The organism is bacterium (assembly GCA_024228115.1).
Taxonomy (GTDB): Bacteria; Myxococcota_A; UBA9160; order UBA9160; family UBA6930.
The window spans coordinates 1-4,736 of sequence record JAAETT010000462.1 but is presented as its reverse complement, the minus strand read 5'-3'; the positions used below and the strand labels follow the sequence as shown (position 1 = coordinate 4,736).

General features: G+C 53.6%; 1 protein-coding gene. It reads left to right on the top strand.

Going from position 1 to position 4,736, the window contains the following annotated elements; genetic code table 11:
• The coding region (locus GY937_19920; GenBank protein ID MCP5058977.1) for a hypothetical protein at positions 1–4,736 on the top strand (4,736 nt) is incomplete at both ends.

Genomic DNA, 4,736 nt, shown 5'->3' with positions numbered 1-4,736 from the left:
CCCGGAATAAAATACTTCGACGGCAGCAGCAGAAGCGCCGGAGAGGGCACACGTAACTTTGTTGTCTTCGATGAGAATGACTTAACTATCCTCAAACGTAATGATGAGTTACTGCGGCAGGACGTCGAGAAAGACCTTATCAATGTACATAATTTGAGTGAAGAGGGGTTGCTAGCGGCAGCAGAGCTGGGTGGTCTGGCGGCACCCTCGGTGGCTACCATACGGGCGGGCGTTAGTGACTTCGAAGGTTTCGGTGAGATATCACTACTGGCAACTCCCGACTTTTTAACAGACTTCAGTGCGCGAACGTTCGACGCGGACATCTACTCCCCTCGACAGTCACGCGCAGTGCATGACATCAACATAGATAAAGCGCGTGAACTTTACGAGAGGCTCGACCCTGAAGGGTTGGGTCTGAGCAAGCCTGACCACCAGACAATGGAAGAGAGTGACGGTGCGATGCATCTGCGGAACTCGCCCGCGTTTGAGTATGAGTGGATGAAAGCGCAAGGCAAAGCGCCTCGTTTGAAAAAGAGAAAAGTAGACCCTGTCGTTCGCAAATTCGCAAAGACTGAGTTGGACCGGTGGGAGCTAGCTGACGATCTCAAATTCATCAAAGCTGTAACAAAGCACTACCAGGCGCAGCTGGACGACCTGACGGCGGAGGGGTTTGACGTTCGAGCCGAGAAGATGACTGACTGGTTTTTCAAGGACGGTATTATTCGTCAGAATAAGTTAAGAGAGTGGGCGGGGAGAGTAGCTGACTATCGGAGTCAGGGCGGTGTAGATACGTTTCAACTGCAGCAAGACATCGCGAAAAAGATGCGAGTTAAAAAGACTCGCGATGCATACGAGGCGCACGTCGCTGACACTTTCAATGACTTAGTGAAAAGCAAAAAGCTGTTTAAAGGGTTCACCGCCGCCGGAAATCGGAAATACGTCCCTTATAATATGGATAATGTCATCAAGGATATGACGAAGCAGCTGCAAGCCGGAGAGAATTTTTTCTATGGGGCGGGCACGGTCAGGTCTGCGTACGCGAAAGAACTGACTACCTTGAAACAGATACAAGCGAAACGTGACAAAATCGTAAGTGAAAAAGATTTCAAACAGGTAAAGGAGCAGTCTAGTGAGGTATTCACTGACGCGCTGGACGCGCTGCGACCTTACTATAAGTACGACTCCACCTCTTTCGGCTATCTCGACGACGCGGGCACCGCGATCACCGAAGGGAGGCGTGCGCTGAACGATGCATTCAATATGGATGCTGACGCGTACAAAATCGTTGACGACCTGATAGAGTACCTGGTTGCGCTACCTACGTCTTACTTCGAGACTAAGTTCCGACGGCCCGTGCAGTTCGGTGAGTTCAGCACCGCAGTCGTGCCGAAGGGTCTGAAAAAAGAAGCATTACAAGTGTTGAAAGATGCCGGTCTGCGAGTCAAGTACTATGACTCAAAGAAGAAAGAGTCTCGCGGAGAGGTCATCGCTCAGCAACGAGATCTGCTCTACCAAAAAGACGCCGCACAGCCAGAAGCACGTGGGTACTACGACCCTGCGAATAGTGTAATCAGGCTGACTGAGTCTGCGAACCTATCGACGTTCTTGCACGAGTTCGCCCACTTCATGTATGAGATGGAGAAGAAATCAGCAGGCGACACTGGTCTGCTCGACGGCATTAACTCCTGGTACAAGCGCAACGCGAAGGAAGTGGCGGCTGAAGCGAACACATACCTCGGTGAGAAGTTTGACGAGTTGAAGCAGAGCGAGCCCTCTTTACCGAATGACATGCCTCGCGATCGCATAGACGTGTACCGATACCTGGTGGGGTTCGACGGTAGAACTAAAGCAGACTTGATCGACATCGCTGCAAAGGTTGCGAGTAGCACCGATACCCTGCAGACGTTTGGCGGGTCTCTGCTCGGCGAAGAGTTGCTGGAGCAAGTACCGGATGCGGTGTTGGCGCACGCGTCCGACCCCAGTGACGCACGAGTGTACACGGTGTGGACGGACAGCGGTGACGCATACCGCGTGATTAAAGGTAAAGCAAGCCTAATTAGTAAAGAAGAGGTGCAGGCATCCGACTTAAATGAGAACGATGGCATCACCTTGAACATACTTTCCCGAGTGTTTCGGGAGATAAAGGAGCGTGACCCTGCGGAGCAAGAACGTCTACGGGTGCAAAGTTTGCGCGGTGAGGAGACTCGTCGCCGACAAGGGCGGATGCGTGATGTCCCGAAAGTGTCGCCGGATTTTGATATCGCACTGCAGGAGCTAGCCGACTGGTCAGAGAACTTTGAAGAGTTCAAGAATGCTTTGACGCCGGATCTGATGGACTTGAGCGATAGGAACCGGACACGGTTGGGTCGGGCGGCAATGGCACTGACCCCTGACGATTACGAGAACGCAGGGAGTGGTCGAGTCACAATACACAGGGCGATGCCTACTGGTGAAGAGATCGAGGCGGGCGACTGGGTGTCGATGGACCAGTCGTACGCTGCAGGACATGAGAGCAATGTGGACGGCGATGCCTCTACTGTCTCGATAGAGGTTGACGGCACAGAGGTTTGGTGGGAAGGCACCGACCCGCACGAGTGGGTGTACATCCCCAGCGATACGTGGAACGTTGAGTCACTAGAAGAGCTGTGGGACGGTTTGACGGAGGGGTCGAAGCCTCTCACGTACCCAGAGATTGAGGGAGGCCCCATCTATGCGCAATCCGACACCCCAACACCCACACCCGGAAAAATTACCGCTGAGAACGTGATCGAGTATCTGGACATCGGCAGCACAGGCGACGTGGCGCAAGACGCGGCAGTCCGTCGTGCGGTGCACGAGCAGTTCGCGAGAGGGTTTGAGACGTATTTGATGGAGGGCAAAGCCCCGTCGATCGAGCTACGTAATGCGTTCCGTACGTTCGCCCGCTGGCTTGCGCAAGTGTACCAGGCGTTCCGTAATAAATTACAAGTCAATCTCGACAATGAGATGCGCCAGGTATTTGATCGACTGCTAGCCACTGAGGAGCAGATTCATGCGGCGGAAGCGCGAGCGAGAGTGGAGCCCTTTTTCACTGACGCTACGACTGCGGGCATGACCGAGAAGCAGTTCGCCGACTACAAGCAGCGGCAGTCAAAAGTAAAGGACGCACAATCTGAAACTTTACGTGATAAAATTATTGCACAGCTCACCCGCCAGACAAAAGCCTGGTGGAGAGAAGAAAAGCAGGACATTGTCAATGAAGAGCTTGACCGTCTTAAAACTGAGAAAGTGTACGCGGCATCAAGCCGACTGCGCGACGGTGACATCAAGCTGGACCATGCATCTACGAAAGATTTAGTCGGTGAAGAGAAAGTCGATAAGCTCGGGCGCAAGTCGGTGCGCGTGCCATCTGAGCTGCGAGGCATGACCGCAAAAGGTCAGGCTGGTGTGCACCCAGACGAGGCGGCGGCATTTTTCGGGTACCGCTCCGGCGATGAGATGTTGACCGATATAGTCACTGCTCCAGCCATGAAGACCGTCGCAGAGTCAAACGCTGAAAAGCAGATGATCGAGCGCCATGGTGACATCTTGACCGACGGCACTATCGAGCAGCAAGCCGATGACGCGGTGCGCAGTGAGGAGCGTGGCCGGTTGATCTTGCACGAGTTGAAGATGATTGCTCGCGGCACGAATCAGAAAGCAATCGATCGTGACACGATGAAAGCGATCTCGAAAGAGAAGATCGGGTCCCTGTCTTTCCGTGAGATCCACCCAGGTAAGTATCGCAAAGCTGAGATTGCAGCTGCACAGGAAGCAGCTCGGATGCTAGCGGAGGGCAACCGTGAGGGGGCCGCACACGCTAAACAGCGCCAGGCCGTCAACTATTTCATGGGTCTGGAAGCCACCGAGGCAAAGAACGCGATCGTCAAGATTGTGGACCACAAAGCCCGGTATAACAAAAAGAAAGTGCGCGAAGAGATTCAGAAAGCAGAGGGCGGCTACTGGGAGCAAATCGTCAAGATACTTGAGAGGTTTGAGTTCCGCAAGTCAGCCACTCTGAAAAAAGTAGATCAAGTTAACCAGGACATTAACACCTGGGCGAGAGACCGTATGGAGCTGGATGGGGACGGGCTCGTACTGCATAACGCGGTATTAAATGAGTCCTACATCACTCACTGGAAAAACGTTGCTTACAGCGACATACAGGGCGTGCACGACTCGGTTAAGAACATCGAGCATGTTGCCAGGTATGCGAACAAAATAACCCGGATGGGCGAAGAGATCGAGTACAACAAGTTAGTCGAACGGTGGACTAGCAGCATCACTGAGAAAGTGGGTCCACGCTTCAAATCAAAGCGCACTGACGCAGTTGAAGGGCGCAAGTGGGGCCGCTGGCTCATGGCGCAGATGTCGAAGATCCCCTGGATGGCCTCCTGGCTCGACGGCGGGGAGCGTGTGGGGGTCAGCCATCAGGTGATGGTGCAGCCGTTCACAGACGCTTACGTTGAAGAGATCGAGTTGTGGAAGGGTACAGCGACTCCTGTGATGGAGGCTATCGAGAACCGCAGCAAGGCTGACATGAAGCGACACAACCGGAAAGTATACATCCCCGAGATTGAGGATCACTTGTACGGGCATCAGATCCTGGCGGTCGCGCTGAACACAGGCAACCAGTCGAACCTGAAAAAGATGCTACTCGGCGAAGGGTGGGCGGACCCCGATAACGACGTCGAGATTGCGTTCGATAACAGTAAGTT